The following is a 14,625-nucleotide window of genomic DNA, read 5'->3' as shown; positions in this document are numbered from 1 at the left end:
TCAGGTGCGGGCGGGCTGCCGGACGACCGCGAAATGGCTGCGTCCGAGCAGGAACGCGCACCCGTAGAGCAACGCGGTCACGATCAGCAGCGAGCGATATCCGACGATCAGCGACATGTACTCGAGCACGCCGCCGAACATCGCACCGAGCAGGTTGGCGCCGAACGATGCGGTCGGATCGGCGACGTCGCGGAAGCGCTGCGCGAAGACCAGGTTCGCGACGAACACCGGAGCGAATGCGAGCGCGGTGGCAACGGCGAAGCGCGCCGGCAGCGCGAGATCGAGCACCCACGAGCCCGGAACGGCCCAGGCTACGGCGAGCGCGGCAAGCAGGACGAGGTAAAGGCGCTCCGGCTTCTCGAACCGGACCCGGCGCGTGACTTCGATCGCGGCAAGCACGGTCAGCAGGATGCCGCCGAAGACCACCGCGTTGACGAACCACGTGGTGCCGAACAGCAGCGCGAACTGCACGACGTTCTTGGTCTCCAGCAGCAGGAACGCCGCGCCCATGAAGAACAGGTCGCCGTAGCTCGTCATCGAGCGGTACGATCCGCCGACCACCTTGATCATCAGCGCCGAGCACAGAAGGATCAGCGAGATCGTCACAAGATAGAAGCCGGGAATCGAATCCGAGCGCAGGTACAGGAACGGATGGTTGTCGGTTGCCGGCGGCGGCACGGCTTCGCCGGCAGCCTTCCAGCGCTCCGGGCACGACAGCGTGGCCGCATCCGGGCTGGCCGCCATCACCGCGAGCCCGCCTTCGTCCGATCCCCTCTCGAAGATGCACGGCGCGTGTCCGTAGACCGCTTCGAGCGTGCCCGCGAGGCGATCGACCAGCCACGGCTCGCGGTAGAAGTTGTACATCGCGAACTCGCCGCCGGGCGCGAGATGCGCGCGCGCGGTCTGCATCGATTCGAGCGTGAAAAGATAGCTCTCGAGCCGCAGCGAAGACTGCCCCGCCACCAGCGTCAGCGAGTCGGGCAGTGCGAACAGGATGACGTCGTAAAGCTTGTCCGAGCGCTGCAGGAACGCGCGCCCGTCGTCGATGTGCACGTCGACGCGGCTGTCGTCGTACGGATGGCTCGGATGGAGGGCCACGCCGAGCTGCTGCAGGCGCGGGTCGATCTCGACGGCGTCGATGTGCTCGACGCCTTCGGCGAGCGCGATGGCCACGTCGCTGCCGGTGCCGGCACCGACGATCAGCACGTTCTTCGGCGGTCCCTTGGCGGCCCGGTACGAGTACGGCAGGAAGTAGAACTCTTCGTCGCGGCGCCGCTGCTCGGGCGTTCCCATGTGCTGATGGGGAATCCCGTTGACGCTTACGCGGTCACCGTCGACGCGAACCTTGTAGTACGGCGACCAGAAGTAGCCGGGCTGCATCGACTCGGCCCCGAGCGCAAGGATCATCACGCCGAGCGCAGCCACCGAAACGAGTGTGCGCGGACTCCGGAAGTCGAGATCGACGAGCCACAGCAGCAGCGCCGCGGCGACTACGCCCCAGACGACCGGAGGGGCCCACGCGAACGACAGGCTCGAGAACACGACGATCCCGATGATGCTGCCGGTGATATCGAGCCGGTAGGCGTCGAGCGGATCGAAGCGCGCGAACTGGCGCGCGACGCCCTCGCCGATCATTGCCATGACGATTGCAACGGCAAGGAACACGATCGGCAGCGTGGCCCAGATCGGGAAACCGGACGGACGCAGCTCGCCGAAGAAGATCAGGCTTTCGCCGGTACGGTCGATCGTGACCGGCGACAGGTACACGTAGAGAACGAACAGTCCGAGGCCGATCGGCGCGAGCTGAAAACGGTCGGTCTTCGCGTCCGAACGCAGGAAGCCGACGCCGATGCCGAGAAAGCTCCCGAGCAGCACGAAATTGGAGAAGTACGACAGGTAGACGATGTTCGAGCCGGACCACCGGATGAGCGCGAGCTCGACGAACAGCATCAGGAAGCACAGCGCGACCAGGCGCAGGCGCGGATGACGGAGAGAAGCGGATTGCATCAGGAAGATCCCATTTCAACATGCCTTGCGGCCGGCTGGAAGCCCGGTGCGCGTTTCATGCTGCCACCTGCGGCCGGAAACGCTGCAGCGCAAGCCATGCGCCGACGTAGCCGATCGCCGCGACGAACAGCAGCACCGTGTAGCCGGTCTCCATCGCGAGAAACATGCCGGCAACCGACGCAATCGTTCCCGCAAGCCCGTTGATGGCCCACATCCACGGCACGAGGCGATCCGAACCTGCCCGCGACAGGGTCGCAATGCCGGTCGGTAGCGCAGTTCCCATGCAGACGCCGAGCGGCACGATCAATGCTGCCGCTGCGAAGACGCGGCTCGCGAGCGGCCAGCCGTGCCAGGCTTCGAGCAGGCCGGGGACGACGAAGATCGTCAGGGCGAGCATGGCGAGAAGCGCCGGAAACCCGATTCGCGCCACGCCCCGCCAGCGCGCGACCAACAGGCTGCCGAGCGCCGTCGACAAAAGCAGCGAGAACAGCACCACCGAGAGCGCGTAGGTGGGATGGCCGAGGAAGACGATGTAGCGCTGCAGCACGCCGAGCTCGACCGCCATGAACGACATGCCGATGGCGGCGAAATACGCGATCTCCGCAGGCGCGTCGGCCGCCGTGAAACGCGCCTCCGGCGGACGCGATGCTTCGATCTCCTTCAGCGGGGAAAAGACCAGGATGCGGCCGGCCACGAGCGCGATCGCGAGGATCGATCCGAAAAGGATCGGCACGCGTCCGCCGTTGCTGGTCCGGCTCGTGTAGAAGAAGAACGGCCGCTCGTCGGTCGGCGGCGTCACGTCGAAGCCGTCGGCCGCGGCCGCCGACAGATCGCCTCGCGCGAGCGCCGCGATGTCCATGCGGTGGCGCACGCCTCCGGCCGTCGGCGGCCACAGCACGGCGAAGCCTTTTTCATCGGCAACGCGCGCGAGCGTGGAGCGGTCGGCGTCGGTCAGCGCGCTCTGCTTCATCATGCACGTCGCAACCCAGCTCTGGTGCGGCGACGACGCGTTGAAGACGACCGCGATGTGGTCTTCGGGAGCGCTGACGCCCGCCGAGCGCAGCGCCTCTCCCATCAGCGCGATGACGCGCGCGGTCTCCGCATACGTATCGGCGCCGTACCAGCGCGAGACCGCGAAGATGCCGTCCTCGGTCAGATGCGAGAGGTAGGAATGAAACGCTTCGCGCGTGTAGAGCGCGTTTTCCGACAGCATCAGCGCGCCGGTCATCGAGGCCGCCCATGTGTCGATCATCGACATCTGGATGAGGTCGTAGCGCTCGGGTGTGCGCGACAGCTCGCTGCGCGCATCGCCGAGGCGGTAGCTCACGCCGGCGCGCGAATACGGGCGACCCGAATAATCGCCGAACTGCGTCTCGACGGCGCGCACGACCAGCGGATTGAGCTCGACGACGTCGACGTGCCTGGCGCCGAACGCGAGCGCCGTAAGAAAGTCGCGTCCGCCGCCGCCGCCGATCACGAACGTACGATCGAGACCGCCGGGAGCGAGCCAGTACGCCGCGGCCGTGACGTCCCATTTGAGCGTGTCGAAATCAGCAAGCGGCCGCGTACCGCCGCCTTCGAGAATCTGCGTGCCGGCGTCGGTGTCGAGCTCGATCCACATCGCTTCGGGCGGGGCGCCTTTCCATTTCTCGCTGATGCCCCATCCCGCGCTCCAGCGTTTCATGTCGGCGCGCGTCTGCTCCGGCGACTGCCTCGTGGAGAGCAGCTCGACGGCCGCAAGCGTGCCCGGCATCTCGGGGCTGACCGTCACGCGGGCGAGCGGATTCCATTTCTCGAACAGTACGCTGGCCTGGTCCTGATGCTTGGCCGAGCGCAGCCGCACCCACGACGGTTCGAGAACGACGACAACGGCAACGCCGACGAGCACGGCGGTCGCCGCGATGGCGTTGCGGCGATCACGCTGGCTTCCCGCCAGCAGCACGCCGGCGCCGCTCGCGACCGCGCCGCAGATGCACAGCAGCTGCACCGGAGCGAAAGCGGTCAGCGCGGGAACGGCAACCAGACAACCGGCGGCCGCACCGACGAGGTCGGCGAAATAGACGCGTCCGATGTCCTCGGGCCACGACGAAAGCAGCCACGCGACCACGTATCCGCAGATGTGAAACGTCGAGTAGAAGCCGATCGCGGCCGCCGCGAAGTGCGCAGCCTGATAGATCTCGCCGGGCCAGGAGACCGCGCCGACCGCGATGTAGACGAGACCGGTCGCCGCGACGACGGGGCCGGCAAACGAAGCCATGCGCGCGGCAGGATCGAGCCCGAGCGGTGCGGAGCCGGCGCGTGAACGGTCGCGGTATACCGCCGTCGCCGAACCTGCGAGCGCGAGCATGACGAGCGCCAGAACGGCAAAGGCCGCGTGATATGCGACCGTCGCCGACAGGAGACGGGTCGCCGAGATCTGCACGAGCAGCACCACGGCCGACAGCAGCGCCATCGCGAGGCGCGCCCTTGCCGGTGCATGTGATTGCAACTTGTTCCCCCTCGCCACGAACCGTCCCGCCAGGTCAGCGATTGTACCGGCCGGGCCGGTGATCGCCTACACCCGCAGGATCATTTCGCAGGAAGAGGTCGAGATCGTGTTTTAGCGACGCAGATCGAAATTCGACGAGAGCTACGCCGTGACGACTCGGCTGTTCGTCACGGAGCAGGCGGGCACTGGAGGTCGGTCGGTTGTCCTACCGCCTTTTTCAGCACTCGCAGCGAGTCGCCTGCCTGGACCAGGCCATTCTTGTCGGTGTCGCAAAGGTAGAGCGGGCAGCTGACTCCCACCTGTCCGACGGCCGTCCGAAGCACTTTGAGAGCGTCGGTCGCGTTGACGACGCCGTTCGCGTCGGCGTCGCCGCAGATGACATTTGAGGTGCTGCCGACGCACAGGCCGGAGCTGCACCGGTCGTTGAACGTCGCAGCGTTGCCGTCGTTGCAGATCGCCTGGTCGGGATCGTTGCCGTTGCAGTTGTCCTGCGCTTCGAGGCACGACTCCGTGCAGTCACCGTCGCCGTCGGCGCCCGGACACGGATTGCCCGTGTGCTGGCTGCAGGTTCCGCTCGAACAGGAATCGCCGCCGTTGCAGTACAAGCCGTCGTCGCACGCCAGCGTGTTGTTCGAATGCGCGCACGTGCCGGCGCCGTCGCACTTGTCGTCGGTGCAGGCGTTGTCGTCGCTCGTGCATGCGGTCGTGGCGGGCTGAAAGGCATCCGCCGGGCAACCGCCGGCGACGCCGTTGCAGCTTTCGGTGAGGTCGCACAGCCCCGTAGAAGCCCGGCACACCGACGTGCTCTTGAGGTCGGTCGGGCAGTCGTTCGCCGATCCCGAACAGACCTCCGCAAGATCGCAGACGCCGGCCGGCGCACGGCACACGGTGGTCTTCTTGAGATCGGTCGGGCACGCGCCGCTGGCGCCGGTGCAATTTTCGGCAAGGTCGCAGATTCCTGTCGCGCCCCGGCAGACGGTGGTGGCCGCTTCGAAGCTGCAGGCCGAGCAGCAGTCGCCGGCGGCGAGGTTGCCGTCGTCGCACTGCTCGACTCCGGCGCGAACGATGCCGTCACCACAGGCGGCAACCGTGCAGCCGTTGGTACAGGCATCGGTTCCGATCTGGTTTCCGTCGTCGCAGGCTTCGCCGGCGTCGAGATGCCCGTCGCCGCAGTACGGGCCGTTGATGCAACCATCGCTGATCGGCACGACGGAGGCGGAGACGACCTTGGCTTCGACGTTGGTCGCAATCACGTTCTGGATCTGCATCGAGCCGAGCTGCAGCGGTGAAGCATTGGTAAGGAAGCTGCACTCCCAGAGATCCGCCGGAAGAGGAATTGCACCGGGAGAGATCAATCCGAGTCGCAGCTCGTGATCCGCGTCGCGGTCGAGCACGGCGGTCAGCGAGGACGCGAGCGCTTCGCTGCAGGACACCGACGCGCCGGTGCCTTCGAAATCGCCGTTCGCGGCCGCATAGTTGACCCAGAACTGCAGCCCGCCGAGCGGCGTCGCGCCGCTGACGCGGAAGCGCACGCGGCAGCGCTGCGAGTTTCTCGTGAGCTTGCAGCCCGACGTACACGCGACGCTTGCTGCGCCGGTGTCGCATTCCTCGGTGCCTTCGACGACACCGTTTCCGCAGACGGCCTGCTGCGAACAGAAGATCGCGCTGACATGGCCCGTCACCGCCAGCGGCGCGAGCTGCGGATCCATGGATTCGTCGATGGTGACGCTGAACTGGTTTGCGGTCGGCACCGCCGAGTTGCTCTGGAACTGGCAGCGCCAGAAATCTCCTGGAAGCGGGACGCCGATCACCGACAGCAGGCCGAGGTCGAGGCTTTCGGCGATCGTGTCGTGACGCGCCGACTGATAGGCGCCGTCGGCAAGCCCGGTACAGGACACCGCATCACCGCTGCCGACGAACGCGCCGTCCGCGCTACCGTAGCCGATGCGCATCTCGAGGCCGCCGAGACTGCCGGTGCCGTCGACGGCGATCGTCACGTCGCAGATCTGCGCGGCCGCGGCGGAGCACGGGGCCAGCGCGACGGAAGCGAGCACGACTCTCGAGAGGATTCGGTTCAGCGGTTTCATCCTTGCGGATCGATGGGTCAGCTGCGCGCCGCTTCTTTCGCGGAAGCGAGAGCGCATGCCGATCCTAGTAGCCGCCGCGGACCGCGCGCACGTACTGGTACACGGTCTTGGTCGTGTTGGTGGTCTGTCCGTTCTGGAACGAGATGTACCACGCGTTCTGCGGGCTCGGCTGCGTGGTGGTCGACGTCCAGTACGACGCGGACTTGGTGCAGCTGCAGGCCAGTGGCGTGCAGCCGGACGCGCATCCGCTGTTGAAGATCGGGAACGTGTTCGGCGCGCCGCCGACGTTGGTCGCGCTGAAGTCGAGCAGCGTCGTCAGCTCGCGGATGTTCGGCAGTCTCCAGTCGGTGTGACCGGCGAACGCGCTGTTGTTGAGCTGGAGGATCTTGTTGTACGCGCCCGACCACTGGTAGGTCGCATTGTCGTAGTCGTGCAGCGGATCGCTGTCGTCGGAGAGCTTTTCCCAGGTCAGCGTCGAGCGCGTGTCGGTGATGGTGCCGTTGCCGTTGTCGATGAACTGATTGGTGACGCCGGCCTTGATCTTGCCGTCCTGTACCGTGGCGGACGTCGCGCAGTCGATCGTGTCGATCGGAAAGCTGACGTCGAGCGGATCCCAGCAGGTCGTCTGCCCGGTCTCGGTAAGCCCGCCGATCGGGCACTGCTCACCGCCGTTGCACGAGCAGGACAGGGTGACCGTCAGCCCGATCGCACGCCGCAGGACGCTCAGGGCGTCGGCAACGCTGACCTGCGAATCGTCGTTGATGTCGCCGCAGTCGTGAGCCGGCATGCAGACCTGTGCGGGCGATGCTGCGGCTGTCGCGAGGATCGCGACCGTCAGGATTCGGGACAGGAACTTGTGTGTTTTCATAAGCTACGCTCTGCGCCTTGGAACTCGGAGGGTGGATCGGCGCGCCGGGACTTATCCCGATTGAACGCACCTGTGTAAAGCCCGCGGCTGTGGTCGCTCTCACCGCAACAAGGCGGATCAGGCGCGGCGGTCCAGGATGGAAATCGGGGTCAGACACCGATTTGCCGAAATCGGTGTCTGACCCCGATTTTCCGAGATCGCGGGTCGTAAGGAGCGGGGCTGGAAGCGGGATCGGTCATCGCTGCGACGACACGATCCCGCTTCTGTCTGGGATTCAGGCCGCCTGGGTCGACATTGCGTCGGCCAGGATGCGCGACGTGCTCGGACGCATGATGCGCGGATCGACTTCCTTGCCCTCGAGCAGAGTCTGGCGAACCTGTTTGCCCGAGATGAACACCGGCTTTTCGTCCTTGTGGTTGTCCATCAGGTCGACGCGGCCGGCCGAATCGTAGTACGCGGCAAAGCCGACCTTGAGCGGCTTGATGTGCAGCTCGCCGGGCAGGTTGTCGAAGATGTCCTGCGCGTCGAAGTCGCCCCAGATCGCCGTGCCGTCGTGGTACGGCGCATCGGCATGCTTCCTGCCGATGACGATATCGGTGAAGCCGAAGTTCTGGCGGTAGATCGCATGCATGACGGCCTCGCGCGGGCCGCCGTAGAACATCTTGATGTCGAGTCCGAGCAGGATGACACGGTCGGGCACGCTTTCGCCGCGCGGTTCCCACAACGTCGGATCGCTGTCGCCTTCGCCGATGCCGCGCGAGGCAATCAGGGCCTCGTATGTCTGCATGCGGATCTCAGCATTGACGTCGTCGCCCTTGGTCTCGCCGACCAGCGGGTTCAGCGCCGCCGCTGCGTTGTGACCCTGGCGGATGAGCTGCTCGAGCCCGTAGACGAGCGCGTATTCGTGCGCGCGGTGCAGCGGGTTGCGGGTCTGGAATGCGACCACGCGGTCCCAGCCGTGCGCACGGATCAGCGCGCGCACTTCGCGCGGGCTGAGCACGTACTTGCCGAAGCTCGGATTCTTCGGCTGCGGCAGCACGCGGATCGTCCCGCCGATGAGATGGGTCTTGTCGGCGTCGCCCTTGAGCACCATGTCGGCGCCGGGATGGTCGGTACGGTCGGTCAGGTAGACCTTGGAAAGGTAGCGCGGCTTGTCCCACTCGAACACATCGGTGATCTCGAGGGTCGCGACGATGTCGCCGGCCGAGTTGACGAGGGCGACCTCCTGGCCTGCCGACAGCTTTGCCGCCAGCTCGCTCGTGACCGGCAGCGACAGCGGAATGCTCCACGCGTACTTCTTGCCGTCGTGAACGATGACCATCTCGTCGAGCACGCGGTTGTAGGTGGTCGAGTCCATCGGTCCGGTCAGCGGCGTCAGCGCGCCGTCACCGAAACGATAGACCGTCGAGAGGTCGGCATCCGAGACCGGGACCCGCACGAGCTTGTCGGCGGCGGCACGGAAGGCGGCCTGTTCTTTTTCGGGAACGCTGCAGGAAATGGGTTCGACATACCCGCCATGGGCAGGAACGAGATCGGACATCGAGACTGTCTCCTCCGCAAAAGCTCTGCTGGAATGTTGTCGTCGCCGCAGGTTGCGGTAATGGCCCGGACCCGCCGGGCCGCCGACGATAATGCGTGATTTGTCAGCAACGTGGCGTGATTACAACCGCCCCGCCGGCTGCGGAGCCACGTAGCTTCTGCTGGTCGTGCGGGCCGCCGGCTGCGCGTCAGCGCGTCACGCGCACGACGCTTGCCTCGTCGGCCGAAGTCGGGACCGGTGCAGGACATTTCACGGGCGGAACCGGTCCGGCGCGCAGCAGAACCGTGCGGACGAAGTCCTCCTCGGCTCCCCTCGCCTTCGGCAGCTCGTTTCCGGCCCCCGGCGCGGCCACGAAGAACAGCAGGCCGGGGCTGACCGGCACGAATCCGGCCAGCGCCGAGACGCCGCCGTCCTGGAGGTTGAGCGTGCCGGTCTTGCCGACGAGCCCGTTGGCATCGCCGCTCTCGCGCAGCCGAGGAAAGAGCTCGTAGAGCGTGCTCTCGCCGCAGCCGAGGACCGGCATCATGTCGGCCGGAACGTGCCCCTTGGCGGCGAGCGATGCGCGCAGATCGCGAAGAAGACGCACGATCAGGCGTGGCGTCATGCGGTTGGCATTCAGTCCCGACGACGTCGCGAAGCTCGTCTTGCGGCCGTCCGCGCCCCAGCGCTTTTCGAAGAAAGCCGAGAGCTCCGAAGCCGGTCCGATCGATGCGTCGAGACGTTCGATGTCATTGTTCGAGAAAACGTTGAAGCGCCGGAGCGCAACGATGAGCGGCTCGGAGCGATGCTCGACGACCGGTCGCCATTTCGGCGGCATGTCGGTGCGCGGGCCTCCCGACACGTGGATGGCCGGAGGATGCGCGGGATCCCAGTGCCGTTTTTCGGCAATCTCGGCCCAGCTCTTCTTTTCCTCGGCGGTCCACGTCGACGGCGACCATGCCGCCAGCAGGCGGCGTCCCATGTCGAGCCGGCGCTTGATCGGATCCGGCTCGCGGCCGACGGTGCCGCGCTCCCATCCCATCCAGAACGTCGCGCCGACGTGCAGGTCGCCGTGAACATTGACGACGCCGGCGCTCACGAGCTCGCGCGCCACCATCAGCGCGTTCTCGAAGTGGAAGTCGGGATCGGCTCCGCCCTCGACGACAAGGCCCTCCACACTGGCGTTGTTCGCCGCGCCGGAATCGACGACTCCGAACGTCGTCGTGAAGCGGCGATCGGGGCCGAGCGTTTCGAGCGCGCGCAGCGAGGTTGCGAGCTTGACGACCGAGGCCGGATTGACCGGCTGGTCGGCGTCGTGCGAATCGACGGTCTTGCCGTCGTCGGTCTCGACGTGCCAGATCAGCGGCACGCTGTACGCGCACGCCATCGGCGGCGGCGCCGCGAGCGAAGCGGAGAGCACGACGAACGGCACGAGCAGCGTGCGGTATTGCCGCAGCCGCCGGGACACGAGCTGGCGCATTGCGCGCGGCGGAAACGGCATCAGGCCGCGTCCCGGTTCGTGACGAGGACGACCTTGCCAGTGACCTTGCGATCGAGCATCGATCGAAGAGCGGTTCCGGCCTGCTCGAGCGGATAGGTCGCACTGACGAGCGGTTTCAGCGTTCCGTTCGCGCACCACTCGGCGAGCTCGGCAAGGTTCTGCTGGTTGCGCTCGGGATCGCGTGCGGTGAACGCTCCCCAGAATACGCCGACCACTTGGCAACCCTTGAGCAGCACCAGGTTCATCGGCAGCGACGGAATGCGTCCGGCAGCAAACCCGATGACCAGATAGCGCCCTTCCCAGCCGATCGTTCGGAACGCGACGTCGAACAGGTCGCCGCCGACCGGATCGTAGATCACGTCGGCGCCGTGCCCGGCGGTGATCTCGCGAATCCTGTCCTTCAGGTTTTCGCGCTCGTAGTTCACGCATTCGTCCGCGCCGTAGCGGCGGCAGACCTCGAGCTTTTCGTCGCTGCTCGCGGCAGCGATCACCCGCGCGCCCATCGCTTTTCCGATCTCGACCGCGGCCAGACCGACGCCGCCGGCTGCTCCAAGGACCAGCAGCGTCTCGCCCGCGCGCAGAGCGGCCCGGTCCTTGAGCGCATAATGCGACGTCCCGTACGTCATCGTGAAGCCGGCGGCGGTGATGCTGTCCATGGCCTCGGGCGTGCGCATCAGGCGCGACGGGTCCATCACCATCTCTTCGACGAATCCGCCCCAGCCGCACATCGCAATGACACGATCGCCGATCTTCCAGCCGGAGACTCCGTCGCCGATCTCGGTGATCACGCCGGCAGCCTCGCCGCCCGGCGAGAACGGAAGCGAAGGCTTGAACTGGTACTTGTTCTCGATGATCAGCGTGTCGGGAAAATTGATCCCGCAGGCATCGACGCCGATGCGAACCTGGCCGGAGCCGAGCTCGGGCGACGGGACCTCGTCAACGACGAGCGATTCGGGTGGACCGAATTCCTTGCAGACAACCGCGCGCATCGGGAACCTCCTCGAAAGGAGTTGGCGTAGCACGCAGCGACGCGCAACGCGAAATGCCGACGTTCGCGTTTACGCCATGTGGTGTGCGGCGCAATGCTTCCGGCGAGCGCTCGATCAGGGACAGGCGGTTTCGCCGCGGCCCGATCCGCCGGCTTTCGCGCGGTCGCGTGCGATGACGAGGTTTTCCTGCGCCGCCGCATAGAAGTGCGTGCTCACCTTCATCGCTTTCTCGAAACAACCGGCGGCTTCCGACGGCTTGTCCTGCTCGAGCAGCACGATGCCGACGTTGTTGTACGCGACGGCCAGCTCGGAGCCGCGGCGGAACGAGTCGACGGCGCGCGGATACTGTCCCGAGCGGGCGTATGCGCGGCCGAGGTTGTTGTAGACGCGCCGGCGATCTTCGGGCCGGGCCGTGCGTAGCGCTTTCTCGAGCGTCTCGATCGACTGCGGATAGTCTTTCTTCAGGTAGTACGCGACGCCGAGGTTGTTCAGGATCGAGGCTTCGACGGGGCGCACGCGAAGCGCGGCCTTGTATGCGACGATCGCATCGTCGGGGCGGCCGAGATCGTCGTACAGCATCCCGAGCGCCTGCTGTGCCTTCCAGTTTCCCGACTCGAGGCGGACGGCTTTCTTGAGCGCGGCTTCGGCTCCTTCGTGATCCTTGGTCGCCAGCAGCGCTCGTCCCTCGCCTTCCCAGCCGCGTGAGTTCGACGGATCGTGCCTGGTCATCGACTGGAAATACGGAAGCGCTTCGCCGGGCATGTCCTGGCGCAGATAAACGGTGCCGATCTTGTACTCGAGCTTCCAGTCACCGGGATGCAGCTCGAGCGCTTTCTGGTATTTCGACCGTGCAAGGCCCATCTGACCGCGTGTCAGGTAGGTGTCGCCGAGCTTTTCGTAGTCGGCGGCGGTCATCGACGGAAGATTCTTGAGCGTGTCTTCCTCGACCGGAACGCCCTGCGCCTGACGCTCCATGATGTCTTCGTAGACACCCTTCTCGAACGGCTCCTGGAGAAACTTCGGCACCGAGCAACCGCCCAGAAGGGCGCCTGCTGCCAGCATGATCGCGATCCCTGCGAACCTTTTCGTACCAGTCTTCACTTGATGTGCCTTTGTTCGGGAGGGGGCGCATATCGCCGAGCGTTCCCGGTTCTGCCCAGTCACTTGCCAGTTATTTGCCGGTTTGTCTGCCCGTCTACTTGCCGGCGAGTGCGGGCAGCAGGATCCGCACGCCCTGGATGACTGCAGGACCGAGAATCACGATGAAAATCGACGGGAAGATGAAGAACATCAGCGGAAAGAGCAGCTTGACCGGAAGCTTGCCTGCCATCTCCTCCGCGCGCTGCGTGCGCGCCGTGCGCATCGCATCGGAATGCACGCGCAGCGCCTGACCGACGCTCGTTCCGAAGCGGTCGGTCTGGATCAGCAGTGCGACGAGGCTTTTCACTTCGGGAATGTCGGCGCGCCAGCCGAGGTTTGTCAGCGCCTGCGCGCGCGGAAGACCCGCACGAAGCTCGAGCGAAACGAGATGCAGCTCCTCGCACAGGTCCGGATGCGGCAGCGCGAGCTCGACACCGGTACGAAAGATTGCCGCGTCAAGGCCGAGACCGGCTTCGATGCACACGACGAGCAGATCAAGCGCGTCGGGAAAGCCGTTCGTGATGCGGGTCTTGCGCGTCTTCGCAGTCTGGTAGAGCCACAGCTCCGGCCCGTACAGGCCGACCGCAGCCAGCGCGAGGTACATGAGCGAGCTCTGCAGGATCGGAGCTTCGTCGAGTGCGTGCACCGGCAGGATGAAGACAACGGCCGGCAGGACGACGGCGAACAGCACCTTGACGCCGGTGAAGATCGACGGAGCCGCTTCGCGCCGGTATCCGGCGCTCATCAGGCGCTGCGCGAGCGCGGAGCCCTGCGGCGCTTTCTCGTTACCCTGGTTGGCCTCGCCGATGCGCTTGAGCATGCCGACGATGAGCTCGCGGAAGTATCCGAATCCGGTCTTCTCTTCCTGTCGGTTGGTGCCGTCGGTGCCGCCCGAGCCGATCACGCGGGCCCTCGTCTCGCGCCGCTTGCGCGCAAGGTCGACGAACTCGGCGATCGCGTAGACGGCGATGAAGCACGACGCGAACGCGGCCATGGAGATATACAGAAGCGGCGTTGTATTGGTCGGATCCGGTTCCATCGTCCTTCCTGCTCAGACCTTGATCGCGATCATGCGCCGGGTGACGTAAAGTCCGAGGAGCATGAAGAAGAATCCACCTTTGAGCATTTTGATTCCGGCGGGATCGGACCACAGCAGAGAAATGTACGTGGGGTTGACGAGGTAGAGCGCCACGCCCAGCGCGAACGGCAGCACGAACATGACCAGGGCGGAAATCCTGCCTTCTGCCGAGAGCGTCTGGATCTTTCCGTAGAGCTCGAAGCGCGAACGGATCAGCGACGCGATGCCCTGGATGATTTCGGCAAGATTACCGCCGGTCTCGAGCTGCACGAGAAGCGACGTCACGAAAAACTTGAGATCGATCAGGTCGACGCGCTGCGACAGGTCTTTCATCGCTTCGGCCACCGAGACGCCGAAACTGATTTCGTCGAACGCTTTTCGGAATTCCGTGCGGATGGGATCGTCCATTTGCTCGCTGACCATCTTCAGGCCCATGATGAACGCGTGTCCGGCCATGAGCGTGCGGGCGATCAGGTCGAGTGCATCCGGAAGCTGCATTTCGATGGATTTGAGGCGCTTCGTGCGCCGTCGACGCTGGAACGCGTACGGAAGCGCACCAAGGCCGGCGGCGAATCCCAGGATCCACAACGTGCCGAAACGTCCGTAAATCCCGAGCACCGCACCGATCGTGCCGCACACCGTCGTGATCAGCAGGAACACGCTGACCGGCATGTCGCTGTTCGCCTGCCGCAGCAGTTTCTTGACCTGTGCCAGCAGCGCAATCCGGTTGGCGAACGCGGTGTACCACTCGTCCTTGTTCATCGCGTCGCGACGTACGATGTCGATCGCGGCGGCGCGGGCTTCGTCGTCCATCGTCAGCCGCATGCGGCGCGCGGCAGCGGTCGGATCGCCGTAGGCGGCCTGGTCGTACAGGTAGTACAGGCCCATGATCAGCAGCAGGATCGAGACGAAGATGGCAACGGATACGAGCAGCGGCAGCGACATGGC

At 65.7% G+C, this 14,625-nt stretch carries 10 protein-coding genes; all 10 read right to left on the bottom strand.

The features are described 5' to 3' along the window. Positions 1–2,007: a hypothetical protein gene (locus tag VN634_05935; GenBank protein HXC50403.1), complete on the bottom strand. Its 2,007-nt coding sequence runs from the start codon at positions 2,005–2,007 to the stop codon at positions 1–3. A gap of 55 nt (positions 2,008–2,062) precedes the next feature. Continuing rightward, positions 2,063–4,495, bottom strand: coding sequence for a hypothetical protein (locus VN634_05930; protein ID HXC50402.1), 2,433 nt, complete (start codon positions 4,493–4,495; stop codon positions 2,063–2,065). A 167-nt stretch (positions 4,496–4,662) separates the two neighbouring features. Further along, positions 4,663–6,582: a hypothetical protein gene (locus tag VN634_05925; GenBank protein HXC50401.1), complete on the bottom strand. Its 1,920-nt coding sequence runs from the start codon at positions 6,580–6,582 to the stop codon at positions 4,663–4,665. Positions 6,583–6,646: 64 nt separating this feature from the next. Continuing rightward, on the bottom strand, positions 6,647–7,450 hold the full coding sequence (locus tag VN634_05920; protein HXC50400.1) for a DUF1566 domain-containing protein: 804 nt from the start codon (positions 7,448–7,450) through the stop codon (positions 6,647–6,649). Between the two features lie 274 nt (positions 7,451–7,724). Further along, positions 7,725–8,990 (bottom strand): hypothetical protein, encoded by a 1,266-nt coding sequence (locus VN634_05915; GenBank protein HXC50399.1) that lies wholly within the window; start codon positions 8,988–8,990, stop codon positions 7,725–7,727. A 187-nt stretch (positions 8,991–9,177) separates the two neighbouring features. Next, complete coding sequence (locus VN634_05910) at positions 9,178–10,470, bottom strand: D-alanyl-D-alanine carboxypeptidase (protein HXC50398.1); 1,293 nt, start codon at positions 10,468–10,470, stop codon at positions 9,178–9,180. Next, positions 10,470–11,459 (bottom strand): NADPH:quinone oxidoreductase family protein, encoded by a 990-nt coding sequence (locus tag VN634_05905; GenBank protein HXC50397.1) that lies wholly within the window; start codon positions 11,457–11,459, stop codon positions 10,470–10,472. The genes VN634_05910 and VN634_05905 overlap by 1 nt, the downstream gene beginning before the upstream one ends. 114 nt (positions 11,460–11,573) lie before the next feature. Continuing rightward, positions 11,574–12,560, bottom strand: a complete 987-nt coding sequence (locus tag VN634_05900; protein HXC50396.1) for a tetratricopeptide repeat protein — start codon at positions 12,558–12,560, stop codon at positions 11,574–11,576. A 94-nt stretch (positions 12,561–12,654) separates the two neighbouring features. After that, on the bottom strand, positions 12,655–13,638 hold the full coding sequence (locus VN634_05895; protein HXC50395.1) for a type II secretion system F family protein: 984 nt from the start codon (positions 13,636–13,638) through the stop codon (positions 12,655–12,657). A 12-nt stretch (positions 13,639–13,650) separates the two neighbouring features. Beyond that, entirely contained in the window at positions 13,651–14,622 is a 972-nt protein-coding gene (locus VN634_05890) for a type II secretion system F family protein (GenBank protein ID HXC50394.1), read from the bottom strand. Positions 14,623–14,625 lie beyond the last annotated feature (3 nt).

It is taken from the genome of Candidatus Limnocylindrales bacterium (genome assembly GCA_035571835.1).
Classification (GTDB): domain Bacteria; phylum Desulfobacterota; class Binatia; order UBA1149; family CAITLU01; genus DATNBU01.
The sequence above is the reverse complement of the archived record's forward strand: the minus strand, read 5'-3'. Positions and strand labels throughout refer to the sequence as shown.